Below are 25,139 nucleotides of genomic sequence, written 5' to 3'. Positions count from 1 at the left end.
CAGGACCTGATACGGGCCTGGACCGGCGAATGCCCCACCTGCCACCGCGAGTTACCCACCACACGCCGACCGGGACGCACCCGACCACGCCAGACCTAACGAAGTACTACTAGGTCCTGTCCGGTCGGTCTTGGCCCGGCAAGATCGGCCGGACAGGACCTGGCGGGGCGGCAGCCGTCGACAGCGGGCAACCGCCGTCAGCGGGCGGTGGCAGGCGGTGACGGCACCGCGGGGCCGAACACGCTTCCGCTGACCAGCCGCAGCCCGCGCAGGAAGTCCCGCCCGTTCGGCGCCAGTTCGGGGGCGGCCAGCCACTGGGCGGCGTACCCGGCCAGCAGGGTCTGGTAGAAGGAGCCGCGGACGACCTCCTCCTCGGTGTCCGGCACTTCGGGCAGCCCCTGGAACAGCGCGGCGAGACCGAGCCGGCCCTCCTTCTGCGCCTCCGCGAACGCGTGCGCCAGCTCGGGCGCGTGCGCGGCCTGGGCGAGCGCCTCGAACTGGGCCGCCCAGAGCCCGCGGTGCTCGGTGAAGACGGTCCTGAGGCCGTCCCAGACCGCGGCGAAGCGCTCCTCCGGGTCGTCGGACACCCGGTTGGCGGCGTCCACCACCGCGCCCAGGGACGCCCCCATCTCCCCGATCGCCTCGATCATCGCGGCGTTGAGCAGCGCGTCCTTCGAACCGAAGTGGTAGCCGATCGCGGCCAGGCTGACGCCCGAGGCGGTCGCGACGTCACGGGCGGTGGTGCGCCCGTACCCCTTCTCGTACAGGCAGCGCTTGGCGCCGGCCATCAGGTCTTCGCGGTTTCCCATGACCCGATCCTACGGAAGGACTGCACAGATGTCTTGCACGAATGTCTCGCACTGACGTCTCATACTTACGTCTCACACTGCCGTCTCGCACGAGCGATTTACACATACGTACTAGACAAGCGTCTGACACGTCCGTACCGTCTTCCCCATGACCGCAACCACCGGCCGCGCAGGCCGTCGCGAATGGATCGGCCTGGCCGTCCTCCTGCTCCCGACCCTCGTCCTGGCCATGGACATGGGCGTGCTCTTCTTCGCCGTCCCCTTCATCTCCACCACGCTGGCGCCCAGCGGCACCCAGCAGCTGTGGATCATGGACGTGTACTCGTTCCTGCTCGCCGGGCTGCTCATCACCATGGGCTCGCTGGGCGACCGGATCGGCCGCCGCCGGCTGCTGATGATCGGCACCGCCGGCTTCATCGGCGCCTCGCTGCTCGCGGCCAGGGCCGACACCGCCGGCCAGCTGATCGCCGCCCGCGCCCTGCTCGGCGCCGCCGGGGCCACCGTGATGCCCTCGACGCTCGCGCTGATCCGCAACATGTTCCACGACCCCAAGCAGCGGCAGATCGCCCTCGGCGCCTGGGGCGGCGTCCTCACCGCCGGCGCCACCCTCGGCCCGGTCGCCGGCGGCCTGCTGCTCGACCACTTCTGGTGGGGCTCCGTGTTCCTGGTCGCCGTCCCGGTGATGGCCCTGGTACTGCTCACCGCGCCCGTCCTGCTCCCCGAGTACCGCTCCACCGCCCGCACCGGCCGCTTCGACCTGCCCGGCGCCGCGCTCTCGATGGCCGCGATCCTGCCGCTGGTCTACGGCGTCAAGACCCTCGCCGTGGACGGCTGGAGCCCGCTGCCCGCCCTCGCCGTCCCGGCCGGCCTGCTGCTGGCCGCCGCGTTCGTCCGGCGCCAGCGCACCGCCGCCGACCCGCTGATCGACCTCGGCCTGTTCCGGATCCGCACCTTCAGCGGCGCGATCAGCGTCAACACCATCGCGATGTTCGCGATGATGGGCTTCTCCCTCTTCACCTCGCAGTACCTGCAGCTGGTCAAGGGCATGAGCCCGCTCACCGCCTCGCTCTGGTCGCTGGTGCCCAGCGTCGGCGTCGGCGTGGCCGTCGGCACCAGCTCGGCGCTGGCCGGCAAGGTCCGCCCGGCGGCCCTGATGGGCGGCGGGTTCCTGGTCGGAGCGGCGGGCTTCGCGCTGATGACCCAGGTCGGCGCGCACTCCCCGCTGGCGCTCGTCCTCGTCGCGGCGGGCGTCCTCGCCGCCGGCACCGTCGGCACCATGACCATGACCGCCGAAATGGTCGTCTCCGCCGCCCCCGCCGAGCAGGCCGGCGCCGCCTCCGCCACCTCCGAGACCGCCGTCGAACTCGGCAGCTCGCTCGGCATCGCCCTGCTCGGCGCGGCCGGCGCCGCCGTCTACCGCCACCAGCTGGACGGCGCCCTCCCGGTCGGCGTCGACGGCGAGGCCGCCCGGGCCGCCCAGGACACCCTCGGCGGCGCGGTCACCGTCGCCGGCCACCTGCCCGGCCGGATCGGCACGGACCTGCTGGAGACCGCCCGGGCCGCCTTCACCGACGGCCTGCACGTCGCCGCGGTGGTCGGCCTGGTCTTCGCCCTCGGCGCCGCCCTGCTGGCCTACCGCCTGATGCGCCACCTCCCCGCCGCCGCCCCGGCCCCCGAGGCCGAGGCCGAGGCCGCAGCCGAGGCCGTCACCGTCTGACCCACCCGGCCCGATCCACGCGAGTCATCGAGAGCCCCCGCCCCCACGGGCGGGGGCTCTCCACCGTTCCCGCCGATCCCTACCGGTGCCGGTAGACCTCACGACGGTTGCCGACCGCCATGACCCAGACGATCAGCACCCCGTCCTCGACGGTGTACAGCACCCGGTAGTCCCCCACCCTCAGCCGCCACCGAGCTTGGTGCCCCTGGAGCGACTTGATGTCGAAGCCCGAGGTGTCGCCGACGTCCAGCGCCTTCTGCAACTCGGCGAGGCGGTGCAGGATGCGGACAGCGTCCGGCCTGGGCACCTTGAGAAGATCCCGTTGCGCGCCAGGACTGAACCGCGTGACATACCCCATCGCGCTCAGCCGTGGTGTTCGCGGAGCATAGCGGCCATTTCCTCCAGCGACACGGAGCCTTCGAGGCCCTCGGCCTCCGCCTCGTCCGCAAGGCGGTTCAGCCACTCGTCCTCGGCCTGCTCGGCGACTTCCCGCAGGCGCTGGTACTCGGCGATGTCGATCACCACCGCCTCCTGCCGACCGCGCCTCGTGATGATCGTCGGAGTCTCGTCACGTCGCGCCCGGTCGATCACATCCGCGAGATGGCTCCGGACCTCGGCCATCGACTCGATCACTGGCTCGCTCATGACGTCAATGTAGCAGTTGTACATCTGTTACTTATCGAGTCCGGCGGGCCGGACGATCCACCTGGGGGTGGAGGCTGGGGAGTCCACCTCCGGGGGCGTGCGTCGGCGGGCTCCGGGGAGGACCGTGAAGGGGTATCTGGCCCGTCCCTCCTCTCCGCCGGGAGCCGCCGCATGTCCCTGACGACCCTGCTCTCCCTCCTCGGCCTGCTCTGCTGGGTCGGCTACGAGCTGATGCTGCGTCGCCGCGAGGACTCCGCCGCCGGCACCTGGCGCGCGGACGACCGCGACCGCGGCTCGACCCGGCTGCTGCTCGCCTGCTACGCCGCCGCGGTGCTGGTCGTGGTGCTGTTCGGCCGCGCCGGGATCGGCGAACTGCCGCTCTGGGCCCGCTGGTTCGGGATCGCGCTGATCGCCGCCGGGCTGGCCCTGCGGGCCTGGGGCATGCGCACCCTGGGCCGCTACTACACCCGCACCCTGCGCACCGTGGACACCCAGCGCGTCGTCCGCAGCGGCCCGTACCGGCAGATCCGCCACCCCGGCTACGCCGGCAGCCTGCTGGTCTGGACGGGCTACGCGCTCGGCCTGGGCAGCTGGCCGGCGGCCCTGCTGGTGCCAGCGCTGCTGCTCGGCGCGTACGGCTGGCGGATCGCCGCCGAGGAGCGGTTGCTGCTGGCCGCCTTCGGGCCGGAGTACGCGGAATACCGGCGGACGTCGAAGCGACTCGTGCCCTTCGTGTACTGAGCCGCCGCCGATCGGGCGGTTGCCGACGGCGGACCCCGGCGACGCAACCGGAGGGGCCCGAGGGACCGGAGAGGCAGGTGCTGCGCGGTGCGGTGCCGTGCGGGCTGGTCACGGGTGCGCGAGCCGGACCGGGCCGGTTCCGGCCGCCGCCGCCGGCGCTCGCGTTCCGCTCGAACGGCACCTGCTTTTTGGCCAGCGTTTCCCGGCCGGTGTATCCGTTCGCCGTCGTCGCCAGGCATACTGGCCAGCACGGGCGCTCGCCCACCCTTGACTCTAGACAAGAAGGGACCGGTGGCCAGGGATGCTGCGGAACGGTCTTGAGCCCTGGCACCTCCTGGTGGTGCTGGCGATCGTCATCCTGCTGTTCGGGTCGAAGAAGCTGCCGGAGATGGCCCGCGGCCTCGGCAAGTCGATGCGCATCCTGAAGGCGGAGACGAAGGCGCTGCGCGAGGACGAGGCCCCGGCGGACGCCGCGCAGAGCGCCGGCACCGCGCAGAGCACCGCCGCGCCGCAGCCGGCCGCCACGACCCCGCCGGCCGTCACGCCGACCAACGTGACCAAGGCCACCGAGACGAAGCGGCCCGAGACGGCCGTCTGAGTCCCGCTCTCCTCCGGAAGCCCCCGGTACCGTCCGACGACGGTGCCGGGGGCTTCTGCTGCATCCGGGCTGCTCGCGGCCCTCCCGGCTGGCCGTCCGATCTGATCCGTTATCTCCTGGTATGCACCCACCGGAGGAACGGAGTCGCGGCATGCCCACCGACGAGCCGGGCGACGAGCCGCCCGCCAGACCACCCGCCGGACCGCCGGGCGGACCCCCCGCCGGGTCGCCCGACGAGCTGGCCGACCTGCGGGCCCGCCTGAGCGCCGCCGAGGCCCACCAGGCGCAGCTCACCCGGCAGTTGGCGACCCGCCCGGACCGCCACCGGGTGCGCTCCCTCTTCGCCGTCCTGCTGATCCTGCTGGCCTGCGTGCTGACCCCGCTGAGCGCCGTCGCGGTGTGGGCGAGGTCGGAGATCGGCGACACCGACCGGTACGTCGCGACCATGGCGCCGCTGGCCAGGGACCCGGCGGTCAGGGCGGCCGTCACCAATCGGGTCACCGACGAGGTCGTGGCGCGGATCCCGGTCGACTCGCTGCTCGACAACATCGCCCCCGACGACCGGCCCAAGCTCGGCGCGCTGCTGAACGGCATCGGCCAGGCCCTCACCGACGGGCTCACCGGCTTCGTCCACAACCAGGTCCAGCGGGTGGTGGACAGCGACGCCTTCGCCACCCTCTGGACCGACGTCAACCGGCAGGCGCACACCGCGATCGACCGGATGCTGACCGGGCAGGGCGGCGGCGCCGTCGAGGTCAGGAACGACACCGTGGTGCTCGACCTCGCCCCGGTGATCGCCCGGGTGAAGACCGCGCTGGTCGACAACGGGCTCGCGCCGGCCGCGAGGATCCCGGAGATCCACACCTCGTTCACGCTGGTGCAGTCCGACGCCATCCCCAAGGTCCGCACCGGCCTGCGGCTGCTGGACCTGGCCGGCTTCTGGATGCCGGTGCTCACGCTGGCCTGCGCGGTCGGCGGGGTGCTGCTCGCGGTCCGGCGGCGCCGGGCGGCGGTCACGGTGGCGCTGGGGATGGCCGCCGGGGCGCTGCTGCTGGGCATCGGGCTGAGCGTGTTCCGGGCCGTCTACCTGGACGGGCTCCCCGCCGGGGTGGACCAGGCGGCCGCCCAGGCGGTGTACGACGCGCTGGTGCGCTACCTGCGCTCCGCCGTCCGGGTGGTGATCGCGCTCGGCCTGGTCGTCGCGCTCGGCGCCTGGATCAGCGGCGGCGGTCGCTGGGCCCGCACCGCGCGCAGCGGCTGGCACGCGGGGCTCGGCGCGGCCCGGAGCACCGCCGAACGGGCCGGGCTGCGGCTCGGGCCGGTCGGGCGGTTCGTCCACCGCTGGAAGGCCTGGCTGGGCTGGGCGGCGGTCGCGGGCGCGGCGCTGGCGTTCGTGCTGTGGAGCTATCCGACGGTGCTGGTGACGCTCTGCCTGGCGCTCGCGCTGGTCGCCGTCCTGGCCCTGCTGGAGCTGCTGGACGAACCCGGCCGACCGGACGGAGGAGCCCCGGCCTCCGCCTGAGGGGCGGTCAGCGGGGGCCGGTGCCGCGGCCCCCGCCGACACACCCCCGGACGCTCTGGCCCGAACGGCCCGAACGGCCCGAACGGCCCAGCCCGGGACGCGGCCGGCCCGGCGCTGCCGCAGGCTGGACGCGATGTCCGGAAGCCAGCCACCGCCACCGCAAGGCCGGGTCGACCCGCGGTCCGCGCTCTGGCTGCTGGGCGCCTGCACCGCGCTGATCCTCGCGTACTGGCTGCTCCCCCTGCGCCGGCTCGGCTACCGCCACCCCGTCCTCAGCTGGCTCGTGTTCGCCGCCGCGCTGGTCGGCCTGACCGGCCTGCTGCTGGCGAAGACCACCGCCGTGCTGCGGGGCGACGCGAAGCGCCCGGTGGTCTGGCTGACCTTCCTGATCTTCCTCGCGATGACCATCTTCGCCGCGACCTACTACGTCATGGCCGCCCGGCCGGGCGATTTCGACGGGCTGGTCACCCGGCTCGACGCCCTGTACTTCACCGTCGTCACCCTGGCCACCGTCGGCTACGGCGACATCACCCCGGCCGGTCAGGCCCCTCGCCTCGTGGTGATCCTGCAGATCGGGTACACCTTCGTCTTCCTCGCCACGGCGGCGGGGACGCTGTCGCGGGCGATCCGGGCGAGCGTCGAGACCCGGAGCCACCGCAAGCCGTGACGTCGTCCACAGGCTGTGGACAGCCGCGTCCGATCGATCAGGATTCGAGAAGCACGCCCGCGCGGCCACACCTAGCATCGGCGCCATGGACATCACCATTCACACCAGCGTCCTCCCGCACGACGACCCGGACGCGTCCCTGGCCTTCTACCGCGACGTCCTCGGCTTCGAGGTCCGCGGCGACGTCGGGCAGGGCAAGATGCGCTGGATCACCGTCGGCCCCGCCGACCGGCCCGACACCTCCATCCTCCTGGCACCGCCGGCCGTCGACCCCGGGATCACCGAGGACGAGCGCCGCACCATCGCCGAGATGATGGCCAAGGGCACCTACGGCTGGATCCTGCTGGCCACCCGGGACCTCGACGGCACCTTCCGGGCGGTGCAGGCCGGCGGCGCCGAGGTCGTCCAGGAGCCGACCGAGCAGCCGTACGGCATGCGCGACTGCGCCTTCCGCGACCCCGCCGGCAACCTGATCCGCATCCAGGAGCTGCGCTGAGCCGTGCGGACCGCGCAGTCCCTGACGGCCGCCCCGGCTGCCATACCTGCCACGGCTGCCACGGCTGCCCCGGCCGCGACGGCCGGAGTCGGGCCCGGTGAGAGGAGTCCTCCCGTGTGTCACCCCTCGTGGGCCCGCGCCCGCGCGGCGGCGCAGCGCCTGAAGGACCTCGCGCGGCTGCGCCGCGTCCGGGACCGGATCGACCGCGAGTACGCGCGGCCGCTGGACGTCCTGGCGCTCGCCCGCGACGCCGGCCTCGCGGCCGGGCAGCTCAGCCGCGAGTTCCGGCTGGCCTACGGAGACTCGCCGTACGGGTACCTGACGGCGCGCCGCGTCGAGCGCGCGGCCGCGTTCCTGCGCTGCGGCGACCTCGGCGTCACCGCGGTCCGCCGCGCGGTCGGCTGCACCTCGCCGGACGCCTTCCGCGCCCGCTTCACCGAACTGGTCGGCATGCCGCCCGACGACTACCGGCGCCGCGCACGACGGGCCGCCGGACCGGTCAGGATTCGAGAAGCCCCGGCCGCCGGGCCGCGCCTAGCGTGGCGGACATGACCTCCATCGACTCCCTCGTCCTCGACGTGGCCGACCCCACGGCCGCCCGCAGCTTCTACACCACCGCCTTCGGCCTGGACACGCAGCTGCGCCTGCGGGCCTCGCAGGAGCCGACCACCGGCTTCCGCGGGTTCACGCTGTCGCTCACGGTGTCCCGGCCCGCCACCGTCGACGGCTTCGTCGGCGCCGCCCTCGACGCCGGCGCCACCGCCCTCAAGCCCGCCGCGAAGTCGCTCTGGGGCTACGGCGGCGTCGTCCGGGCCCCGGACGGGACGATCTGGAAGATCGCGACCTCCGCGAAGAAGGACACCGGGCCGGCCACCCGGCACATCGACCAGCTCGTGCTCCTGCTGGGAGTCGCGGACGTCTCCGCGAGCAAGCGGTTCTACGTCGACCGCGGCCTCACCGTGGCGAAGAGCTTCGGGCCGGTGTACGTCGAGTTCGCCACCGGGTCCGGCCCGGTCAAGCTCGCGCTGTACAAGCGCCGGGCCCTCGCCAAGGACGCCGGCGTCTCCCCCGACGGCAGCGGATCGCACCGGCTCGTGATCGGCGGCACCGCCGGAACCTTCACCGACCCGGACGGGTTCGCCTGGGCGGCCGAACAGCCCGCGGCCGCGCGCTGAACCGCCCCGTCGGACAGAACCCCGCCCCCGAGGTCACCAGTCCTGGTTGTCGGCGGCCGTGGCGTGCAGGGTGACCAGCAGGGCGCCGAGGCGGGCGTTCCAGTTGGCGTAGGTGGGGCCGTCGATGGCGTGCTTCTTGGCCAGGTCGCGGATCACCTTCTGGGCGTCCTTGAGCTCCTGGGCCGCGTCGTCCGGATTGCCCTCGTTGAGGCGGGCGGAGGCGTCGTCGAGGATGCGCAGCAGCTGCGCCTGGCGGTCGTGCTCCTTGCCCGCGACCTGGGTCTGGACGACGGCCTGGCGGAAGGCGTTGAGCTGGAGGGCCGCCCCCTGGTTGCCGGGGACGCCGGGGTTGGGGGCCGTGGGGAGCCCGGCCGGGGTGGTGGGGGCCGCGGTGGTGGGCGTCGGGGTCACCGCGGGGGTGGACGCGCGGGCCGGGGTGCTGGGCGCGGCGGCCGGGGTGCTGGGGGCGGTGGCCGCCGGCGGCTTGGTGGGAGCGGGGGCGGCGGCGTTGCCGGCGGGCTCGTCCAGGGCGGCGACGGCCAGGGCGGTGACGCCGGCGAGTCCGACCACACCCAGCGCGCCGAGGACGAGGGGCCTGCTGCGGCGGCGGCCGCGGCCGGCGGGCGCGGGCGGGCCCTGCCGGACGGGCGCCATCAGCGAAGTGGCCGGCGGGGCCTGCGGGACGGGCGCCATCAGCGAGGTGACGGCCGGGGCCTGCGGCGGGAGCAGCGTGGTGTGCTGCTGGTTGGGGTTCACCGGCCTCACGGGCGGCAGCAGTTGGGTGGCGGCGGCGGTGGCGAGGAGTTCCGTCGTCGGGTCGCCGACCGCCAACCCGGGGATGGTGGAGAGGAGTTCGGCCCGCGCCGCGACGGCGTCCGCCGGCCGGTCGGCGGGGTTCTTGGCGAGCAGGCGCAGCACGGCCGCGTCCAGCGCGGGCGGCAGGCCGGGGCGGCGGTAGGACGGCGGCAGGGGCTGCTCGCTGACGTGCTTGAAGGCGATCGCCACCGGGGTCTCGGCGGTGAACGGGGTCTCGCCGGTGAGCATTTCGGTGAGCACGCAGCCGACCGCGTAGAGGTCGGTGCGGCCGTCCAGGGGCGAGGCGGTGGCCTGCTCGGGCGACAGGTAGGCGGCCGTACCGAGCACGCTCGCCGTCTGGGTCAGGTTGCTGGACGAACCGGCCCGGGCGATGCCGAAGTCGACGACCTTCACCCCGCCGTCGTCGGTGATCATGATGTTTCCGGGTTTGATGTCCCGGTGGACCAGCCCGGCCGCGTGCGCGACCGCCAGCGCCTCGCAGACCGCCGCCGCGATGCCGACGGCGCGTTCCACCGGCAGGCCCGGCTGCTGCACCAGCACGGCGGCGAGCGAACGGCCGTGGACGAGCTCCATGACGATGAACGGCGTGCCCTGGTCGACGCCCGAGTCGAAGACCATGACGATCCTCGGGTGCACCAGCATGGCCGCGTGCTGCGCCTCGCGGCTGAACCGCTCGGCGAAGCGGGGGTCGTCGGCGAGTCCCCCGTTGAGGACCTTGACGGCCACCTGGCGGCCCAGCACGTGGTCCAGCCCGCGCCAGACGGTGGCCATGCCGCCGACGCCGAGTATCTCGACGAGTTCGTAACGCCCGTTCAGCGCCCGTCCGATCACCTGGAACTCCCCTCACGTGCCGTGCCCGGTGTTCCGGGCCGCCTCGTGCACCTGTGCACGATAGCCGCACCGCCGGACCGCACCGCCGGGGGCGGGGAGGCGGTCGGGGGACCGGGCAGCGGTCCCCCGGCCGCCGGCGCGGGGGTGCGACCCGCCCTGACTGCGGGAGGGCGGGCCGCACGTTCCAGGCCGACCGGGCCGGCGGCGCGTCCGGGGTGAGCGCCTGCCGGGGCCGGCCGGGGCCGGCCGGGCGGCCGGACGGCACGGGGAGCCGACCGGCCACCCGGGGTCTTCGGGTGGTACTGACGAGCGGTACTGCGGGTGGTGCGGTCCTGCGGGTGGTGCGGTCCGGGTGGGCGGCGAGCCCGGGGGGAGTCGCTCGCCGCCCACCCGGAGTTCCTGGGTTACCTCCGGCCCGACTGGCTGTCGTCGGGCCGGTCGGTCCTGCTCGGGCGGACGTCGGGCAGGGGCGGCGCGCTCGGCGGCGCCGGGACGGTCACGCCGGACCGGCCCGGCTTGGCCCCGTTGCCGCCGTTTCCCTTGTCCTGGCCCTTGTCCTGGCCCTTGTCCTGACCGTTGTCCTGGCCGTTTCCCTTGTCCTTGGTCTTGGCCTTGTCCTGCCCGTTGCCCCGGCCGTCCTCGGTGTTCCCCTTGCCCGCACCGGGGCCGGGGGTGGTCCGGCCGGGGTCGTGGGGCTGCGCGGCGGCACCCGGGTGGTCGTCGTCCTCGTCGCCGAGCACCTCCGCGCAGTAGTCCGCCACCTTCTCCGCCCCGCCGGCCGCCGCGACCAGCGGGCCGAACCGCGGCTCGGTGGCCGGTGAGCGCTCGCCCCGGCCCGACCAGTCGGCGAAGCCGTGGCAGAGGGCGACCAGTCCGGGCGCGAGCGGCCGGGCGCCGTGCCCCTCGACGTCGCCGTCGCCGTCGGTATCGGCGGAGGGGGTGCCGGGCTTCGGCGCGGTGGACGGTCCGACCAGCTGCGGGCCGCCCGAGGCGGAGCCGCCGCCGGACGGGCGGACGGGCGGGGTGCCGGGCGCGGCACCGTCGGGCGAGCTGCCGGACGAACCGTCGGCCGAGCCGGCCGACGCATCGGCGGACGCGGTGTCGGGCGCACTGCCGGAGGGCCCGCCCGCGGCGGCGAGCGTGTGCTCGGGCGCGCCGGACCCGCCGCCCAGCGGGGACGGCAGGTTGCCGGTGCCGGCGGCGACCGCGACCCCGCACAGCGCGGTGGCGCCGAGCACGGCGGCAGTGGCCTTCGTGCTGAAGGCCCTGGCCAGCGCGGCGGTTGCCATCGATCGTCTCCGGACGGGTGTGGTCACTACGGGGTCGGGCGTGAGACGCGCCTCCCGGAACGCGGTCAGGGCGGCCTGCTCCCCGGCCAGTTCGTCGGCCGTCGCCGGGGCGGCGGCCGCGGCGAGGATCCGGGCGAGCGGCCCGGGACCGCCGTCCGGTCCGGTGAGCGAGGCGTCCTGCCCGGCCGGCGGGCCGCCCACGGCACCGCCGAGCAGATGCTCGGCAGCGTCACGGTCGATCCGACGGGATCGGTTGGTGCTCATCTCATGTCCTTCAGCGTCGCGGCCCGGCGTTCTGTCACACCTTGCGGAGAACTTTTTCCCGCAGGCTTTCCCGCGGGTTTCCCCGTGGGCTTCCCGGCCGCCTTCCCCGCGGTTTCCTCGGAGGGTTCCTCGACGGGCTCCCCGGTACGGCGCCGGCCGGGTCGGCCGGGCCGCCGCACGGCGGGTTCGGCCTCGCGCGCGGCGGGGATCCCGACCCCGGCCGCGAAGGACTGCTCCAGCAGCGTGGCCAGCTTCCGCAGCCCCCGGTGGGCGGCCATCCGGACGCTGCCGGCCCGCTTGCCGAGCACCCGGGCGGCGCTCTCGGCGTCCAGCTCCATGACCACCCGCAGCAGGACGGCCTCGGCCTGGTCGCGCGGCAGCCTGGAGATCAGCGCCAGCGCGTCGGCGGTGCCGACGGTGGCCAGCGCGGCGCCCGCGGTGTCGTCCCCGGCGGCCAGCCCGGCCAGGTACTCGAAGGGCAGGTCGGCGACCGGGCGGCGGCGCCGGGCGCGCAGGTGGTCGAGCGCGCGGTGGCGCGCGACGGTGGCGGCCCAGCCGCGGAAGCCGTCGCCGTCTCCGGAGAAGCCGCCCAGGTCGCGGGCGATCTGGAGCCAGGTCTCGGAGGCGATGTCCTCGGCGTCCTGGGCGTCCTCGGGGCGACCGCCGACCAGGACCCGCAGGTAGCGCAACAGGCCCGGCTGGACGGTCCGGAACAGCAGCCGGAACGCCTCCTCGTCCCCGGCCTGGGCGGCCCGGACGGCCTCGGTCAGATCGGCGGGAGCGGGGGCCCGGCCCGCTGGCGGGCCGACGGAAGGGACTGGTCCGGACCGGCCGACGGGGCTGCCGGTGCCCGCTCCGGGGCGCTCTGCACTCTGCACCCGCCACATCATGGGCCATCCGGGCGAACGCGACCCCGCGAGCCGGGAGAAGTCGCAGGTCGGAGCGGCTGTCACGGCCCGCACCATGACAGCTGTCACGCGGATCCGGCAACGGACGGCACTGCTCTGACGGAGGGTCGGACGGAAACACTGGAGGCACGACGCGGGCAGCGGCCCGCGGCCACCAGCAGGGAAAAGGAACCCGCCGTGAGCCGAACCGTCACCACCACCACTGCTGCCACCACCGCCGAGGCCCGCACCACCCCGAACCCGTCGGCCGCCGGGCTCCGCCCGCTCGCCATCGACGTGGTCGCCCCGCTGGCCGGCTACTACCTGCTGCACTCGGTCGGCGGCCTGAGCGTGTTCGCCGCGCTGGCGTGGAGCAGCGCCATCCCGGCCGCCCGGACCGTGCTCGGCCTGCTGCGCGAGCGCAGGCTCAACCTGTGGGCCGCGCTGATGCTGACCGTGAACCTGGCGGGCCTGGCGCTCACCTTCGTCACCGGCGACGCCCGGCTGATGATCGCCAAGGACGGCGGACTGAGCGGCACCGTGGCGCTGGCCATCCTGTTCTCGGCGCTGGTCGGCCGGTCGGTGATGACCCCGGTGCTGATGCCCTTCCTCACCAAGGGCAAGCACGACCGAGCCGCCGCCTGGCAGCGGCTGGTCGAGGGCCGGGCGGCCGGCTCCCGGGCCTTCCAGCGCCACGAGCGGGTGTTCGCGGGTGTCTGGGGCACCGCGCTGCTGGCCGACTGCGCCGCCCGGGTGGTCGGCGCCTTCACCCTGCCGGTGGCGACCATGGCCTGGCTGTCCACCGTGCTCATGATCGGCGCGATCGCGGCCGGCGCGGTGCTCGGCCGGATCGCGGCCGAGCCGATGGAGAAGCTGGTCGCGGCCGAGACCGAAGCCCCGACCGCCGCCTGACCTCGCGTGCCGTCCACCCACCGTCCACCGCCGCCCGGGGGAGCACCACCGCCCCCGGACGGCGCCCGTACCGGCCCCAACGCCGGGTGTCGGCGATCCGAACAGCACGGAACCATCCGGATCTCCCGGGAGTCCTTCATAACGAGGGGGTAACGGGACCCCCGGTCGAGGAAACGGGGCCCCCATGAGCCGGACGCACGCGCTGACCACCACCGAGGACCGCACCCTCGTGTGGGACGGCTGCCTGAACGTCCGCGACCTGGGCGGGCTGCCCACCGTCTCCGGCCGGCCGACCGCCCGCGGGGCGATAGTCCGGGCGGACAACCTGGACCGCCTCACCGCCGAGGGCTGGGACGCCCTCCTCGACCACGGTGTCCGCACCGTGGTCGACCTGCGCAACGCCGAGGAGTACAAGCCGCTCCTCCCGCTCCCCGAGGGCGTCGAGCTGATCCGCGTCCCGCTGGACGAACTCGCCGGCCCCGCCTGGTGGGAGGCCTACGGCCGGCTGGACGGCACCCCGCTCGCGCTCCGCCCCTACCTGGACCACTGCCCGCACGCCGCCGCCGCGCTGATCGCCGCCATCGCCGGCGCCCGCCCCGGCGGCCTGGTCGTGCACTGCGGCGCCGGCCGCGACCGCACCGGCCTGGCGGCCCTGCTGCTACTCGCCCTGGCCGGCGTCGAACGGGCCGCGATCGTCGAGGACTACCAGCTCAGCGGCCCCAACGTCCGCCCGCTGTACGGGATGCTGGGCCTGCCGGACCAGTACCACCGGATCGACGCGGTGCTCGCCGAGGCCGGCACCACCGCCGAAGCCGCCCTGGCGGACGCGCTGGAGGGCCTCGACCCGGCGGGCTACCTGCTCGCCGCCGGGGCCACCCCGGCCGAGGTCGCCGCCGTCCGCGCCCGGCTGCTGCCCGCCGCATAGCGGCCACCGGACCGGAACGGCTCCTGCAACTCGACCACCTGGAGCCCGAGTTCGCGAGACGGCCCGGTTTCGGGCCGGGCCGGAATCCTCGGCCCGCCGATCGGACGCCTCCGTTCCGCAGGGACCGCCGAAGACTACTCACGCGTAGCGTCAACCGATGGTTGACGACCCGGGATCGACAACCTACGGTTGACGCATGGAGAATCCCGTCGTTCCCAACACCACTCCGCTGCGCCTCGACGACCTGATCGCCGCGATCAAGAAGGTCCACCCCGACGCGCTCGACCAGTTGTCCGACGCGGTCATCGCCGCCGACCACCTCGGCGACCTCGCCGACCACCTGATCGGCCACTTCGTCGACCAGGCCCGCCGCTCCGGCGCCTCCTGGACCGACATCGGCCGCAGCATGGGCGTCAGCAAGCAGGCCGCCCAGAAGCGGTTCGTCCCCAAGGACCCGGGCACCCCCGCCGACCTCGACCCCAGCCAGGGCTTCGCCCGGTTCACCGACCGGGCCCGGAACGTCGTGATGGCCTCGCAGGAGGAGGCCAGGGCGGCCGGCAACGCCGAGATCACCGCCGAACACCTCCTGCTCGGCCTGCTCACCGAACCGGAGGGCATCGGACTCAAGGCGCTCGCCGCCCAGGGCATCACCCCGGAGGCCGTCCGGGAGGCGACCGCCGCCGTCCTGCCGGCCGCCTCCGCGCAGGTGCCCGCGCTGATCCCGTACGACGCGCAGGGCAAGAAGGTGCTGGAACTGACCTTCCGTGAGGCGCTGAAGCTCGGGCACAACTTCGTCGGCACCGAGCACATCCTGCTCGCCCTGCTGGAGCTGGAGAACGGCTCGGGCGTGCTCGCCGGCCTCGGCGTCGAGAAGTCCGAGGCGGAGACCTTCACCTCCGAGGCCATCAAGGCCATCATCGCCGCCCGGAACGCCGAGCAGGCGTGAGACGGGGCCCGGCCCCGGGCGGAACTCCCGCCCGGGGCCGGTCGGTTGGGCCGGGCGGGAGTCAGAAACCCGAGATCGGCGTGGTGACGATCCGCACCCGGCCGTCGGCGGCCGCCTCCAGCGCCGCCCGCAGCCGGAGCGAACGGGCCGGGCCGAGGAGTTCCAGCGCCTCCTCGACGGTGGCCCACTGGTGCCGGTCCAGTTCGCCGGCCGGGACGGTCACGGGGGTGCCGTCCGGGACGGTGCCGAAGTCGAACATCAAGTGCTGCGCCGGGTGGTCGAGTTCGGTGGAGGGGTGGGTCCAGGAGATGGCCAGCAGCTCCCCGGTCGCCCGGACGATGCCGGTCTCCTCCAGCAGTTCCCGCGAGGCGCACTCCACCGGCCCCTCGCCGAGGTCGATCGTGCCGCCCGGGAACTGCCAGTACTCGCGGTACCCGGCCTTCACGATCAGGATCCGGCCGGACTCGTCCCGCAGCAGGCAGCCCGCCGCCGCGTAGATCCTGGGCAGGGAAGCCAACCATTCCTCACGGGACTTCAAGGGCTCAGCCGTCACTGCGATCCTCCTGGGGCACGGTGGTTCTGCACCGCCCACTCTGCCACCGACCCGCCCGGCGCCGTCGGTTCAGCGCCGTCGGTTCAGCGCTGCCGGCAGCGCTGCCGGTTCAGCGCTGCGCGGCGAGGTGCTCGACCAGGCGGTCGAAGCTGGAGTTGAGGCCCGCCTGAGCCTCCGGGCCGCAGTACATCGCCGGCACCTCGGTCTGGTGCAGGACCACCTCGGTGCGGCCGTCGCCGAGGTCCTTGAAGGTCATCGTGGAGTGCAGGCCCACGCTCTCCTCGACCAGGGCGATCAGCTCGCCCGGGCGGATCTCGGTGATCTTGGCGCGCATCGGGTACGCGTCGCCGGTCGCGTCGACGATCATGGTGCTGTCGTAACGCCCGCCCACCCGCGGCTCGATGGTCACGGTGTCCAGCTCGACGTGGGTGCCGACCGGGCCCCAGAAGCGGACGAACTGCTCGGGCTCGACGTAGGCGCGGAAGACGGCGTCCGGGGTGGCCGGCAGCTCGCGGGTGATGGTCAGCTCGCCCAGGTTCTCGGTCATGGTGTCGTCCTTCGTGATCGCGGCGCCACTGTGGCGCTTTCACAGGAGTAGACCGAGGGCGCGATCGAAACTCATCGCTCCATGCGGAAATTCTTTCGAGAATTTCCGAGAAGTTCCGCCGGAGCCGATGAGCCGGGGCCGCCGGGCCGGTCCAAGCAGCATGGACACCACGCCGGAACCCCCGCCCGCCCCCGCCCTGACCTGCGACCTGAGCGCGCTGACCGCGCCCGACCTGGCCGTCGTCGACGCCCTCGCCCGGCTGCGGCTCGCCGCCGCGCGGCACGGGGTGGGCGTGGTGCTGCTGAACGCGAGCGGCCCGCTGCGGGAGCTGCTCGCGTTCAGCGGGCTCGCGGCCCTGCTGCCGGGGGGCGTGGACCCCCTCGACCTCCGGCGGCTACTCGGCGGCCAGCCGGGGCGGGAGGCCGAACAGCGGGAAGAGCACGTCGGTGTCCAGGAAGTTGGTGAACCCGGTGATCCGGCCCGCTGACACCTCCAGCACGATCAGCGCCCACGGCTCGTGCCCGCCCGCCGGGCTCGGCCGGTACTGGGCGAAGGCCGGAGCGCCGTTGGCCGTCACCGGGACCAGCCGGGAGCCGCGGCAACCGTGGCCCGGGCCGAGCATCCAGGCCCGGATCTCGCCCTGCCCCCGCAGCCACATCGCGTACGGCGGCATGTTGAGCGTGACGTCCTCGTGCAGCAGCGCGGCGAGGCCGTCCATGTCGTACGCCTCGAAGGCGCGGACGTAGCGGTCCAGCAGCGCGCGGTGATCGTCGTCCAGCGCGGGGGCCGGGCGGGCGGCCGCGCCGTCCCCGGCGAGCACCGCGCGCGCCCGCTGCAGCGCGCTGTTCACCGAGGCCACCGTGACGCCGAGCAGTTCGGCCACCTGGGCGGCCTTCCAGCCGAGCACCTCGCGCAGGATCAGCACGGCCCGCTGCCGGGGCGCGAGGCGCTGCAGCACGGCGACGAAGGCCAGCTTCACCGACTCGCGCTGGGCCGCCACCTCGGCCGGGTCACCCGTCTCGGGCAGCACCCGGCCGTCCGGCGCGGGGCCGATCCACCTCACCTCGGGCAGCTGGGTGTCGCTCGCCGTGGCCACCGTCACCGGGCCGGCCAGGTCCATCGGGCGGGCCCGGCTGTTGCGGCCGTTCAGCGCGTCCAGGCACACGTTGGTGGCGATCCGGTACAGCCAGGAGCGCAGCGCGGCGCGGCCCTCGAAACCGCGGTGGCCGCGCCAGGCGCGGACCATCGTCTCCTGCACCGCGTCCTCGGCCTCGAAGACCGAGCCGAGCATCCGGTAGCAGTAGCCCGTCAGCTCCGTCCGGTACCGCTCCAACTGGAGCTCGACCGGCTCCTCCGTGATCAGGTCGGCCATCGTGCGCCCCCGTCGTCCCGCCCCGTGCTGGTGAACGGCACGAAGGTACTCCAGCCCACTGACAACCGCCCCGGCGCGCGTCGGGGGCGGGCGCCGGAACGCGGCGCCCGCCCCCGGACCCGGATCCGCTCAGTGGGCGGAGTGCTTCTCCGCGCCGCGGTGCCGGTGGCCCTTGAGCTCGGCGTGCATCGACGGGGCGGCGTGCCCCGCCGAGGCCGCCTGGTCGCGGCCGCCGTGCCGGAAGGCGTCGGGCGCGGCGTACCCGGCGGTGGCGGAGGACATGGCGTCGGCGCGCAGCATCGGCACCATCCGGGTGGGCGCGGTCGCCATGCCGCGGCGCTCCAGCAGTTCCTGGGTGCCCCGGCGGAGCTGGGCAGTGCTGCCCGGTGTTCGCCTGGTCATCGTCGGCCTCCCTTCGGCGGTCACCGGCGGGACGGATGTCGACCGGAGGGGCCGGGGGCCGCGCGGGCGTTATGTCCGGATTTTATCCGGGTTCCGCCCGGATGCCACCGGGAACGGGCCTGGCTTCCCCTGGGTTCCCGGGCTTTCCCGGACCGGCCCGACCCGCGGGACGCGCCCCGCGCCGGGCCTCAGCCCATGACCTCGTGGACGAAGCACCAGCGCCAGTCCTCGCCCCGCTCGTACGAGCGGATCACCGGATGCGAGGTGTTGTGGAAGTGCGCGGTGGCGTGCCGCTGCGGCGAGAAGTCGCAGCAGCCGATGTGGCCGCAGTCCAGGCAGATCCGCAGGTGCACCCAGTCCCGGCGCCCCTGGGCCAGGCAGTCGGCGCAGCCGTCGGCCGGGGGGAGGGGCTCGATGTCCTGGGGGGCCGCGGCGAGGTCTTCGCAGGCGCTCATGCCCGCAGGGTAGTGACGGCCCGGCCGGCCCCGGCCCCAAGACACGCCGCGCGCCCGGCCGGCCTTCCCGGCGCCAGGGTGGTCCTGCCGCACCCGGGAACGCGGATCCCGGGAAGACCGGACCCGGGGAGGGCCGCACCCGGGACGCACACGGCCCTGGGCGAACCTCCGCCGCCCGCACACAGTTGTCGTCGTCAGCCCCACCACCCTCCCAGGCCCAGGAGCCACCGATGAGCTACCCCGCCCTCGCCGCCCGCACCGCCGTCGTCACCGGAGCCGCCAGCGGCATGGGAGCGGCCACCGCCCGCCTGCTCGCCGCCCACGGCGCCCGGGTCGCCCTGCTCGCCCGCCGCACCGACCGCCTCGACACCCTCGCGGCCGAGCTCACCGCCGCCGGCGGCCAGGCCCTCGCCGTCACCACCGACATCACCGACCAGGCCTCCGTCGACGCCGCCGCCAAGGCCGTCCACGACGCCTACGGCCGGGTCGACCTGGTGGTCAACAGCGCCGGCGTGATGCTGGCCAACCCCCTCGCCGACGGCCGGACCGACGAGTGGACCCGCATGGTCGACACCAACCTCACCGGCGCCCTGCGGATCATCCACGCCTTCGCCGACGACCTCACCGCGGCCGCCGCCGACGGCCGGGCCGCCGACCTGGTCAACGTCTCCTCCATCGCCTCGCGCGTCGTCTTCCCCAACTACGCCGTGTACGGCGCCACCAAGGCCGCGCTCACCCAGCTGTCCGCCGCCCTGCGCTCCGAACTCAGCCCCCGCGACGTCCGGGTCAGCTCCATCGAGCCCGGCCTGACCGACACCGAGCTCGGCGGCCACATCGACAACCCCGCCCTGCGCGAACAGCTCGGCGGCATGTTCGCGGCCATCCCCGCACTCACCGCGGACGACCTCGCCGACCTGATCGCCTACACCGTCAGCCGCCCCCGGCACGTCAACCTGAGCCACGCGGTCGTCGTGCCGACCCGGCAGGCGTAGGGCCTGCCCCCGGACTCCCCCGATCCGGGCCGGCTTCCGGGCTCCGGCTCCACCATCAGGGGAGGCATGGGAGCATGCCACCCGTGGCGATCGTGACGGGGAGAACGAACGGCGACACCGGCGGTGGCGACACCGCCGGCACGCCCGCACCGGCGGACACCGGCATACCGACGAGCGCCGGAGCCCGCCGGGGCCCGGCCCGGGCGGTGTCCGAACCCGGCCGGATCCGGCAGCCCGTCGCCCTGATCCGGCTGCTCACAGGGCTGATCGCCATCGCCCTCACCCTGCTGCTCGCCGACTACGCCCGGGCCACCACCGGCGGCATCGCCGCCGACGTCGCCGAGGCCGCCGAACTGGTGCCCCGGCCGCTCGCCGGCCTCGCCGGCGGCCTCACCACCGCCGCCGTGCTGCTGGTGCCCGTCGTCCTCGCCGCCCGCCGCCTCCTCGGCCCCGACCGGCGACGCGCCCTCCAGCAGGTCTCCGACGGCCTGCTCGCCGCCGTCCTCGCCTACGGCGCCACCCTGCTCCTCGACCTGTGGGCCGACGGCGTCGCCCCCGTCTCCCTGCTCGCCGCCCTCACCCAGGCCCTGCCGGGCGGCGCCCTCGGCCACACCGAGCCCGTCTACGGCTACCTCGCGCCCGTCCTCGCCTTCATGACCGCCTCCGGCAACCGCGAACACCGGGCCCCCTGGGCCGTCCTCGCCCTCTCCGGCCTCGCCGGACTCGCCGGCGGGTACGCCACCCCCACCGCCCTGCTGCTCGGCCTGCTCATCGGCTGGACCGGCGCCCACGGCACCCTCTACGCCGTCGGCACCCCCGACCCGCTGCCCAGGCCCGGCGAGATCCTCCGGGCCCTGCGCGAGAGCGGCCTGCGCCCGGCCGAGGCCCACCCCGCCGGGCCCGACCGCTACCTGGTCCGCCAAGCCGACGACCGGCCCGACCTCGACGTCCAGCTCCTCGACCGGCAGGCCGTCACCGCCGCCGCCGTCCAGCGCGCCTGGCGCCGCCTGCGGCTGCGCACCGCCCCCCACCCCCGGGCCCTGCGCTCCCCCCGCGCCGGCCTCGAACACGAGGCGCTCGTCACCTACGCGGCCCTCGCCGCCGGCGTCCGCACCCGCCGCATCGCCGCCACCGCCGGCCTCGGCCAGGACACCGCCCTCATCGCCTACGAACACCTCCCCGGACGCACCCTCGACCGGCTCCCCGACGAGGAGATCACCGACGACCTGCTGGCCGACGCCTGGCGGCAGCTCGCCCGCCTCCAGCGCCGGGAGATCGCCCACCGGGCGCTCGTCCCGTCCTCCCTGCTGGTGGACGCGACCGGCGCGGTGCACCTGGTCGACTTCGCCGACGGCGACATCGCGGCCAGCGAACTCGTGCTGCGCTGCGACATCGCCCAGCTGCTCACCACCCTCGCCCTGCGGGCCGGCGCGGCCCGCTCCGTCCACACCGCCGTCACCGTCCTCGGCGCCGACACCGTCGAGGCCGCCCTCCCCCTCCTCCAGCCCATCGCGCTCGCCCGCACCACCCGCCACGCCCTCAAGCACACCGCCCGACCGACCGCCGACGCCCCCGCGGACGGCCCGGCAGGCCCCGGGCCCGACGAGGCCGCCGCCGGCGGGGGCGGGCTGCTGGAGGAGATCCGGGCGGAGGTGCTGCGGACCAGGCCGCAGGCGGAGGTGCGGCCGGTGCGGTTGGAGCGGCTGCGGCCGCGGACCCTGCTGGCGGTGGTGGGCGGGGTGGTGGCCGGGTGGCTGCTGATCCCGCAGCTGTTCGCGGCCGAGGACAACCCGATCGCGGCGGTGGCCGACGCCGATCCGACGTGGCTGGCGCTGGCGCTGCTGGCGGCGGCACTGAGCCACGTGACGGCGGCGATGGGGTTCGTCGGGTTCGTGCCGGAGCGGCTGGACTTCCGCAACGCGGTGCTGGCGCAGCTGGCCGGGTCGTTCGTGAAGCTGGTGTCGCCCGGCGGTGTCGGCGGGATCGCGCTGAACACCCGGCTGTTGCAGCGGGCCGGGATCCCGACCGCGCAGGCGCTGTCCAGCGTCGGGGTGGGGCAGTTGATCGGCCTGGTGCTGCACCTGCTCCAGCTGGGCGCCTTCGTCTACCTGCTGGACCTGCAACCGGGCGGTTCGGAGCTGGACGCGCTGCCCGCCGTGGTGGGCGGGCTGGCGGGGGCCGCGGCGCTGCTGGCGGTGGTGTCGGCGGTGCCGCCGGCCCGGCGCTGGCTGGCGGCGCGGCTGCGGCCGCTGACCACCGAGGTGCTGCCGCGGCTGCTGGACCTGCTGCGCAGCCCGGCCCGGCTGGCGGTGGGGCTGACCGGGCAGCTGCTGGTGTCGATCTGCCTGATCGGCTGCCTGTACTGCTGCACCCGGGCGATCGGCCGGGAGCCGTCCTTCGCCTCGGTGGCGGTGGTGTTCCTGGTCGGCAACGCGGCGGGCAACGTGGCACCCACCCCGGGCGGGGCCGGCGCGGTGGACGGGGCGCTGATCGCGCTGCTGCAGCAGACCGCGTCGATGGAGAAGGGCGGCGCGCTGGCGGCGGTGGCGATGTACCGCCTGCTGACGCTGATCCTGCCGGTGCTGCCGGGCTGGGCGGCGATGACCTGGCTCCAGCGCCGCCGGGCGCTGTAGGGCCCCGGGCGGCGCGCCGGACCGGGCCCCGGACCGGGCCCGGCGGCGGCTACTCGCGGTACTCGTCCTCGTCGAGCTGGACGACGCGGCTCTGCTCGGCGGCGTCGGCGACATCGGTGGCCGGGTCGGCTCCGACGGCCCGGCGTTCGGCCACCTCGTCGTACTCGTCGCCCTCGGGTGCCGCGTCGTCGGGTTCGACGGTCTCGACGGCCTCGTCGATCAGGTAGTCCTCGTGATTCTGCGGCATGGCGTCCGTCCTCACTGTTCGGAGGCGCTGTCCGGAGGCTCCCACGGGCGCGGGGGCGGTACTGGCAGTATCCGTCGCCGGGCGGCCGGGCGCGATTGCGCCGTGGCGGCCCCGCGGCTGCCCCGCGGCGCCCGGGCCGCCGGCCGGCACGGAACGCGCCGCAGGCCACCGGGGGTACGATCGGTGCCGTACCAAGGGCTTACCCACACCCACCCGGTGGCCCCGAGGCCCTTACGAACGACGGGGAAATCATGTCCGGCTCGCACTACTTCACCGGTGCACCCGAGGTCGCCAGCGAGCGCCGGCCGATCACGGTCTCCCTGCCGGACCTCACCCTCGAACTGACCACCGACACCGGCGTGTTCTCGCGCGGCCGGCTCGACCCGGGCACCCGGATCCTGCTGGAGCACGCCCCGCAGCCGCGGGTGCGCGGCCCGATCCTGGACGTCGGCTGCGGCTACGGCCCGATCGCGCTGACCTGGGCGAGCCGGCGCAGGCGGCTGCCGGTCTGGGCGGTGGACGTGAACGAGCGCGCGCTGGAACTGGTGCGGCTGAACGCCGAGGCGCTGCGGCTGGGCAACGTCCAGGCCGCGCTGCCCGAGGACGTCCCGCAGGACGTGCGGTTCGCCACCATCTACTCCAACCCGCCGATCCGGATCGGCAAGGCCGCGCTGCGCCGGCTGCTCACGCACTGGCTCGGCCGGCTGACCCCGGACGGCTCGGCGTTCCTGGTGGTGCAGAAGCACCTGGGCTCGGACTCGCTGCAGAAGTGGCTGAACGAGCAGGGCTACCCGACCACCCGGGTCGCGTCGGTCAACGGGTTCCGGATTCTGGAAGCACGACCCCGCCCGGAGCCGGGCGAGGGCACGGAGAGTGGACGGGGAACGTCGTCGTGAAGCAGTTGCGCGGGACCGAACTGAAGCGACTGCACCGCTCGTGGCGGCGCAGCAACGAGTTCCGGCTCGCGATGATCCTGGAGAACCTGCAGTCGCCGTTCAACGTCGGCTCGGTGGTCCGGACCGGGGCCGCGATGGGCGCCGAGAAGCTGTACCTGGCCGGGGAGACCCCGTCGGTGCGCTCCTCGGGCGCGCAGAAGGCCGCGATGGGCACCGACAAGTACCTGAAGGTGGAGCACTTCCCGACGATCGCGGAGGCGGTCGCGGCGGCGAAGGCGGACGGCTTCAAGGTGGTCGGCCTGGAGCTGGCGGACGAGGCGGTGCCGATGTTCGCCGCCGAACTGACCCCGGCGGTGGCCTTCGTGCTGGGGCACGAGGACCGCGGGATCACCCCCGACGCGCTGGCGCTCTGCGACCAGGTGGTGTTCGTGCCGCAGCTGGGCCGGGTCGGCTCGCTGAACGTGTCGGCGGCCGCGACGGTGGCCTGCTACGAGGCGCGCCGCCAGGGGTACGCGATCAGCGGCACCCCGGACGGCACCGACCTCGGTGACCTCGGTGACCTCGGCGGGGCCGACGACGAGTAGGACCTGATCCGATCCGGAGGGGCGGGCCGAAAGGCCCGCCCCTCCGGTCGTTTCCGCCCGGCGCCGCGGGGCGGCCGACCACGTCCACGGGCCGGGCTTCCCCGGCGTCCGCGGGGAGCGCGCCCCGGCCCCGCCGGCGGTGGTCAGCGCAGCGTCAGCTAAGCGTCAGCGCTCCAGGCGACTGTAGTTGGCATGACGTCGATCACGGCAGTCTCCAGCTGTCTTCCCGACACCATCCCGATCGCGCGCTTCCAACAGGAACTCCAGCTGACGGATGTGCAGCTCCGGCGCTACCAGCGCTTCTACGGGCTCTCCGAGGTGTGCCGCGACCCCGCGGCCACCGAGACCGAGCTGCTGCTGCGCGCCGCGACCAAGCTGGTGGAGCTGCGCGGGCAGGAACAGCGCGTCAAGTACGTCCTCCAGGCCCGCACGATGCCGTCGCCGCTGCCGTACCCGATGACCTCGCTCCGACCGGTCCAGGTCGAGCTCGGCCTGGAGCACGCCGCCGGCTTCGTCGTCTCGCACCACGCCTGCGCCTCCGGGCTGCTCGCGCTGGACCTGGCGGGCACCCTGCTGGCCGCCGACCCGGATCCGGACGCGCTCGCCCTGGTCCTGGCCGGGGAGAAGGCGTGCACCACCCGGACGCAGTCCATCCCGGACGTCACCGTCATGGGCGAGGGCACCGTCGCCTTCCTGGTGAGCGCGGACCGTACCGGCTCCGACCGGATGCTCGGCTACGCGACGCGCACCCACACCCAGTTCGGCGACGAGTTCATCATGGGCGACGCCGCCGCCAAGGAGTTCCAGGACCTGTACGGGCCCGGCCTGTGCGAGGTGATCGGCGCCGCCCTGGAGGAGGCCGGCTGCGGCCTCGACGAGCTGGCGCTCGTGCTGCCGCACAACGTCAACCGGCTGTCGTGGATCGGCGTCTGCAAGGCGCTCGGGCTGCCGCTCGACAAGGTCTTCCTCGACCTGGTCGGCGAGACCGGGCACTGCTTCTGCGCCGACCCCTTCATCAACCTGCAGAAGGCCACCGAGCTGGGGCGGCTGCGCCCCGGCGACCGCTACCTGATGACCAGCGTGGGACTCGGGGCGACCTTCGCCGCGATGGTCCTGGAGCACTGACGGCCGCCCGCTGATCGGCCACCCCCGCAGTACCGGCGCACCCGCACCACCGCAGCACCCGCGCACCCGCCGCACCGCGCCCGAGCGCACACG

At 74.7% G+C, this 25,139-nt stretch carries 29 protein-coding genes; 17 read left to right on the top strand and 12 right to left on the bottom strand.

What is annotated here, in order from left to right:
* Positions 1–197: 197 nt before the first annotated feature.
* Positions 198–809 carry a TetR/AcrR family transcriptional regulator gene (locus OG556_RS19430; RefSeq protein ID WP_371518183.1) on the bottom strand — a complete coding sequence of 204 codons (612 nt, stop codon included), beginning with the start codon at positions 807–809 and terminating at the stop codon, positions 198–200.
* A gap of 148 nt (positions 810–957) precedes the next feature.
* Here OG556_RS19430 and OG556_RS19425 point away from each other — a divergent pair, with 148 nt between their 5' ends.
* Positions 958–2,526 carry an MFS transporter gene (locus OG556_RS19425; RefSeq protein WP_371518182.1) on the top strand — a complete coding sequence of 523 codons (1,569 nt, stop codon included), beginning with the start codon at positions 958–960 and terminating at the stop codon, positions 2,524–2,526.
* Positions 2,527–2,605: 79 nt separating this feature from the next.
* Here the strand turns inward: OG556_RS19425 and OG556_RS19420 are convergent, their stop codons facing one another.
* Complete coding sequence (locus OG556_RS19420; RefSeq protein WP_063348757.1) at positions 2,606–2,884, bottom strand: type II toxin-antitoxin system RelE/ParE family toxin; 279 nt, start codon at positions 2,882–2,884, stop codon at positions 2,606–2,608.
* Between the two features lie 5 nt (positions 2,885–2,889).
* Positions 2,890–3,171: a type II toxin-antitoxin system Phd/YefM family antitoxin gene (locus OG556_RS19415; protein ID WP_244293429.1), complete on the bottom strand. Its 282-nt coding sequence runs from the start codon at positions 3,169–3,171 to the stop codon at positions 2,890–2,892.
* 171 nt (positions 3,172–3,342) lie between these two features.
* Between OG556_RS19415 and OG556_RS19410 the strand changes: the two genes are divergently transcribed.
* From OG556_RS19410 to OG556_RS19380, 7 genes are all read left to right on the top strand, one after another.
* A complete protein-coding gene (locus tag OG556_RS19410) occupies positions 3,343–3,912 on the top strand; it encodes an isoprenylcysteine carboxylmethyltransferase family protein (protein WP_371518180.1) in 570 nt (189 codons plus the stop codon).
* Between the two features lie 301 nt (positions 3,913–4,213).
* The gene (tatA, locus tag OG556_RS19405; protein WP_063348755.1) at positions 4,214–4,510 is read left to right on the top strand and encodes a Sec-independent protein translocase subunit TatA; all 297 of its coding nucleotides are present in this window, start codon (positions 4,214–4,216) and stop codon (positions 4,508–4,510) included.
* 151 nt (positions 4,511–4,661) lie between these two features.
* Positions 4,662–6,032, top strand: a complete 1,371-nt coding sequence (locus tag OG556_RS19400; protein ID WP_371518179.1) for a hypothetical protein — start codon at positions 4,662–4,664, stop codon at positions 6,030–6,032.
* Positions 6,033–6,165: 133 nt separating this feature from the next.
* Entirely contained in the window at positions 6,166–6,699 is a 534-nt protein-coding gene (locus OG556_RS19395; protein ID WP_371518178.1) for a potassium channel family protein, read from the top strand.
* A gap of 85 nt (positions 6,700–6,784) precedes the next feature.
* A complete protein-coding gene (locus OG556_RS19390; RefSeq protein ID WP_371518177.1) occupies positions 6,785–7,195 on the top strand; it encodes a VOC family protein in 411 nt (136 codons plus the stop codon).
* Positions 7,196–7,309: 114 nt separating this feature from the next.
* Positions 7,310–7,747, top strand: coding sequence for a helix-turn-helix domain-containing protein (locus OG556_RS19385; protein WP_371518176.1), 438 nt, complete (start codon positions 7,310–7,312; stop codon positions 7,745–7,747).
* Positions 7,744–8,370: a glyoxalase gene (locus OG556_RS19380; protein ID WP_371518175.1), complete on the top strand. Its 627-nt coding sequence runs from the start codon at positions 7,744–7,746 to the stop codon at positions 8,368–8,370. The genes OG556_RS19385 and OG556_RS19380 overlap by 4 nt, the downstream gene beginning before the upstream one ends.
* Positions 8,371–8,403: 33 nt before the next feature.
* On the opposite strand, the gene OG556_RS19375 is transcribed toward OG556_RS19380, so the two are convergent.
* The 3 genes from OG556_RS19375 to OG556_RS19365 form a co-directional block, all read right to left on the bottom strand.
* Complete coding sequence (locus tag OG556_RS19375; protein ID WP_371518174.1) at positions 8,404–10,017, bottom strand: protein kinase; 1,614 nt, start codon at positions 10,015–10,017, stop codon at positions 8,404–8,406.
* 404 nt (positions 10,018–10,421) lie between these two features.
* On the bottom strand, positions 10,422–11,570 hold the full coding sequence (locus OG556_RS19370) for a hypothetical protein (RefSeq protein ID WP_371518173.1): 1,149 nt from the start codon (positions 11,568–11,570) through the stop codon (positions 10,422–10,424).
* Complete coding sequence (locus tag OG556_RS19365) at positions 11,567–12,457, bottom strand: RNA polymerase sigma factor (RefSeq protein ID WP_371522756.1); 891 nt, start codon at positions 12,455–12,457, stop codon at positions 11,567–11,569. The genes OG556_RS19370 and OG556_RS19365 overlap by 4 nt, the downstream gene beginning before the upstream one ends.
* A 198-nt stretch (positions 12,458–12,655) precedes the next feature.
* Here OG556_RS19365 and OG556_RS19360 point away from each other — a divergent pair, with 198 nt between their 5' ends.
* The 3 genes from OG556_RS19360 to OG556_RS19350 all read left to right on the top strand — a co-directional run bounded on the left by OG556_RS19360 (position 12,656) and on the right by OG556_RS19350 (position 15,240).
* Complete coding sequence (locus OG556_RS19360) at positions 12,656–13,369, top strand: VC0807 family protein (protein WP_371518172.1); 714 nt, start codon at positions 12,656–12,658, stop codon at positions 13,367–13,369.
* Positions 13,370–13,553: 184 nt separating this feature from the next.
* Complete coding sequence (locus tag OG556_RS19355) at positions 13,554–14,294, top strand: tyrosine-protein phosphatase (protein WP_371518171.1); 741 nt, start codon at positions 13,554–13,556, stop codon at positions 14,292–14,294.
* A gap of 196 nt (positions 14,295–14,490) precedes the next feature.
* Entirely contained in the window at positions 14,491–15,240 is a 750-nt protein-coding gene (locus tag OG556_RS19350) for a Clp protease N-terminal domain-containing protein (protein WP_371518170.1), read from the top strand.
* A 61-nt stretch (positions 15,241–15,301) separates the two neighbouring features.
* Here OG556_RS19350 and OG556_RS19345 read toward each other — a convergent pair whose 3' ends face one another.
* Positions 15,302–15,757 carry an NUDIX domain-containing protein gene (locus tag OG556_RS19345; protein ID WP_371518169.1) on the bottom strand — a complete coding sequence of 152 codons (456 nt, stop codon included), beginning with the start codon at positions 15,755–15,757 and terminating at the stop codon, positions 15,302–15,304.
* A gap of 145 nt (positions 15,758–15,902) precedes the next feature.
* Entirely contained in the window at positions 15,903–16,340 is a 438-nt protein-coding gene (locus tag OG556_RS19340; RefSeq protein WP_371518167.1) for an SRPBCC domain-containing protein, read from the bottom strand.
* Between the two features lie 160 nt (positions 16,341–16,500).
* Between OG556_RS19340 and OG556_RS19335 the strand changes: the two genes are divergently transcribed.
* Complete coding sequence (locus OG556_RS19335; protein WP_371518166.1) at positions 16,501–16,827, top strand: STAS domain-containing protein; 327 nt, start codon at positions 16,501–16,503, stop codon at positions 16,825–16,827.
* Here the strand turns inward: OG556_RS19335 and OG556_RS19330 are convergent.
* The 3 genes from OG556_RS19330 to OG556_RS19320 all read right to left on the bottom strand — a co-directional run bounded on the left by OG556_RS19330 (position 16,735) and on the right by OG556_RS19320 (position 18,569).
* Positions 16,735–17,712 (bottom strand): sigma-70 family RNA polymerase sigma factor, encoded by a 978-nt coding sequence (locus tag OG556_RS19330; protein ID WP_371518165.1) that lies wholly within the window; start codon positions 17,710–17,712, stop codon positions 16,735–16,737. The two genes, OG556_RS19335 and OG556_RS19330, sit on opposite strands and share 93 nt — an antisense overlap.
* A gap of 129 nt (positions 17,713–17,841) precedes the next feature.
* Positions 17,842–18,114, bottom strand: a complete 273-nt coding sequence (locus tag OG556_RS19325) for a hypothetical protein (RefSeq protein ID WP_371518163.1) — start codon at positions 18,112–18,114, stop codon at positions 17,842–17,844.
* Between the two features lie 188 nt (positions 18,115–18,302).
* Positions 18,303–18,569 carry a UBP-type zinc finger domain-containing protein gene (locus OG556_RS19320; RefSeq protein WP_363582452.1) on the bottom strand — a complete coding sequence of 89 codons (267 nt, stop codon included), beginning with the start codon at positions 18,567–18,569 and terminating at the stop codon, positions 18,303–18,305.
* Between the two features lie 230 nt (positions 18,570–18,799).
* Between OG556_RS19320 and OG556_RS19315 the strand changes: the two genes are divergently transcribed.
* Positions 18,800–19,561: an SDR family oxidoreductase gene (locus OG556_RS19315; RefSeq protein ID WP_371518161.1), complete on the top strand. Its 762-nt coding sequence runs from the start codon at positions 18,800–18,802 to the stop codon at positions 19,559–19,561.
* Positions 19,562–19,644: 83 nt separating this feature from the next.
* The gene (locus tag OG556_RS19310) at positions 19,645–22,194 is read left to right on the top strand and encodes a lysylphosphatidylglycerol synthase domain-containing protein (protein ID WP_371518159.1); all 2,550 of its coding nucleotides are present in this window, start codon (positions 19,645–19,647) and stop codon (positions 22,192–22,194) included.
* A 49-nt stretch (positions 22,195–22,243) separates the two neighbouring features.
* Here the strand turns inward: OG556_RS19310 and OG556_RS19305 are convergent, their stop codons facing one another.
* Positions 22,244–22,441, bottom strand: a complete 198-nt coding sequence (locus tag OG556_RS19305) for a hypothetical protein (protein ID WP_371518157.1) — start codon at positions 22,439–22,441, stop codon at positions 22,244–22,246.
* A 251-nt stretch (positions 22,442–22,692) separates the two neighbouring features.
* Between OG556_RS19305 and OG556_RS19300 the strand changes: the two genes are divergently transcribed.
* The 3 genes from OG556_RS19300 (at position 22,693) to OG556_RS19290 (ending at position 25,046) form a co-directional block, all read left to right on the top strand.
* The gene (locus OG556_RS19300) at positions 22,693–23,337 is read left to right on the top strand and encodes a class I SAM-dependent methyltransferase (protein WP_063348741.1); all 645 of its coding nucleotides are present in this window, start codon (positions 22,693–22,695) and stop codon (positions 23,335–23,337) included.
* A complete protein-coding gene (locus OG556_RS19295) occupies positions 23,334–23,921 on the top strand; it encodes a TrmH family RNA methyltransferase (protein ID WP_363370405.1) in 588 nt (195 codons plus the stop codon). Before OG556_RS19300 ends, OG556_RS19295 begins: the two co-directional genes overlap by 4 nt.
* Positions 23,922–24,113: 192 nt before the next feature.
* Entirely contained in the window at positions 24,114–25,046 is a 933-nt protein-coding gene (locus OG556_RS19290) for a 3-oxoacyl-[acyl-carrier-protein] synthase III C-terminal domain-containing protein (protein WP_371518156.1), read from the top strand.
* Positions 25,047–25,139: the final 93 nt, after the last annotated feature.

Source organism: Kitasatospora sp. NBC_01300 (assembly GCF_041435235.1).
In the GTDB taxonomy this organism is placed as follows: Bacteria; Actinomycetota; Actinomycetes; order Streptomycetales; family Streptomycetaceae; genus Kitasatospora.
Note: the sequence above shows the minus strand (reverse complement) of the source record. Positions and strands in the feature narration are given on the sequence as shown.

Bases quoted from the DNA above. Each gene is read 5' to 3' on its own strand.
- OG556_RS19430 (WP_371518183.1), bottom strand. From the start codon at position 809: ATGGGAAACCGCGAAGACCTGATGGCCGGCGCCAAGCGCTGCCTGTAC.
- OG556_RS19425 (WP_371518182.1), top strand. From the start codon at position 958: ATGACCGCAACCACCGGCCGCGCAGGCCGTCGCGAATGGATCGGCCTG.
- OG556_RS19420 (WP_063348757.1), bottom strand. From the start codon at position 2,884: ATGGGGTATGTCACGCGGTTCAGTCCTGGCGCGCAACGGGATCTTCTC.
- OG556_RS19415 (WP_244293429.1), bottom strand. From the start codon at position 3,171: ATGAGCGAGCCAGTGATCGAGTCGATGGCCGAGGTCCGGAGCCATCTC.
- OG556_RS19410 (WP_371518180.1), top strand. From the start codon at position 3,343: ATGTCCCTGACGACCCTGCTCTCCCTCCTCGGCCTGCTCTGCTGGGTC.
- tatA (WP_063348755.1), top strand. From the start codon at position 4,214: ATGCTGCGGAACGGTCTTGAGCCCTGGCACCTCCTGGTGGTGCTGGCG.
- OG556_RS19400 (WP_371518179.1), top strand. From the start codon at position 4,662: ATGCCCACCGACGAGCCGGGCGACGAGCCGCCCGCCAGACCACCCGCC.
- OG556_RS19395 (WP_371518178.1), top strand. From the start codon at position 6,166: ATGTCCGGAAGCCAGCCACCGCCACCGCAAGGCCGGGTCGACCCGCGG.
- OG556_RS19390 (WP_371518177.1), top strand. From the start codon at position 6,785: ATGGACATCACCATTCACACCAGCGTCCTCCCGCACGACGACCCGGAC.
- OG556_RS19380 (WP_371518175.1), top strand. From the start codon at position 7,744: ATGACCTCCATCGACTCCCTCGTCCTCGACGTGGCCGACCCCACGGCC.
- OG556_RS19370 (WP_371518173.1), bottom strand. From the start codon at position 11,570: ATGAGCACCAACCGATCCCGTCGGATCGACCGTGACGCTGCCGAGCAT.
- OG556_RS19365 (WP_371522756.1), bottom strand. From the start codon at position 12,457: ATGTGGCGGGTGCAGAGTGCAGAGCGCCCCGGAGCGGGCACCGGCAGC.
- OG556_RS19355 (WP_371518171.1), top strand. From the start codon at position 13,554: ATGAGCCGGACGCACGCGCTGACCACCACCGAGGACCGCACCCTCGTG.
- OG556_RS19350 (WP_371518170.1), top strand. From the start codon at position 14,491: ATGGAGAATCCCGTCGTTCCCAACACCACTCCGCTGCGCCTCGACGAC.
- OG556_RS19340 (WP_371518167.1), bottom strand. From the start codon at position 16,340: ATGACCGAGAACCTGGGCGAGCTGACCATCACCCGCGAGCTGCCGGCC.
- OG556_RS19335 (WP_371518166.1), top strand. From the start codon at position 16,501: ATGGACACCACGCCGGAACCCCCGCCCGCCCCCGCCCTGACCTGCGAC.
- OG556_RS19330 (WP_371518165.1), bottom strand. From the start codon at position 17,712: ATGGCCGACCTGATCACGGAGGAGCCGGTCGAGCTCCAGTTGGAGCGG.
- OG556_RS19325 (WP_371518163.1), bottom strand. From the start codon at position 18,114: ATGACCAGGCGAACACCGGGCAGCACTGCCCAGCTCCGCCGGGGCACC.
- OG556_RS19320 (WP_363582452.1), bottom strand. From the start codon at position 18,569: ATGAGCGCCTGCGAAGACCTCGCCGCGGCCCCCCAGGACATCGAGCCC.
- OG556_RS19315 (WP_371518161.1), top strand. From the start codon at position 18,800: ATGAGCTACCCCGCCCTCGCCGCCCGCACCGCCGTCGTCACCGGAGCC.
- OG556_RS19305 (WP_371518157.1), bottom strand. From the start codon at position 22,441: ATGCCGCAGAATCACGAGGACTACCTGATCGACGAGGCCGTCGAGACC.
- OG556_RS19300 (WP_063348741.1), top strand. From the start codon at position 22,693: ATGTCCGGCTCGCACTACTTCACCGGTGCACCCGAGGTCGCCAGCGAG.
- OG556_RS19290 (WP_371518156.1), top strand. From the start codon at position 24,114: ATGACGTCGATCACGGCAGTCTCCAGCTGTCTTCCCGACACCATCCCG.